Origin of the sequence: Larkinella sp. C7 (assembly GCF_006149005.1) — a bacterium.
Lineage (GTDB): Bacteria > Bacteroidota > Bacteroidia > Cytophagales > Spirosomataceae > Larkinella.
The window spans coordinates 1-323 of the sequence record NZ_VBSL01000269.1 but is presented as its reverse complement, the minus strand read 5'-3'; the positions used below and the strand labels follow the sequence as shown (position 1 = coordinate 323).

General features: G+C 46.4%; 1 protein-coding gene. It reads left to right on the top strand.

What is annotated here, in order from left to right:
- A partial coding sequence (locus tag FH871_RS35380) for a DHHA1 domain-containing protein (RefSeq protein WP_229317799.1) occupies positions 1-323 on the top strand: 323 nt, incomplete at both ends.

Genomic DNA, 323 nt, shown 5'->3' with positions numbered 1-323 from the left:
CTTTGACGACTACCGTCAAGTCAATGAACTAATCTTGACCGGCCAATCCTACGGTGGTGATATGATTATTGCCTGTGGACCAGAGGATCAGGCTTACAGCAATATTATTGCTAGTAAAGCAGCTGATACCCTGCTGTCAATGGCCAATGTCGAAGCCAGCTTTGTGATTACCAAAAATCCTGCTGGTCAAACCGCCATTTCGGCCCGTAGTCGTGATAAAATCAACGTTCAACGTATTATGGAAAAAATGGGTGGCGGGGGCCACTTCAATCTGGCAGCTTGTCAACTAGATGACAAGACTGTCAAGCAAGCCTACTCTGACT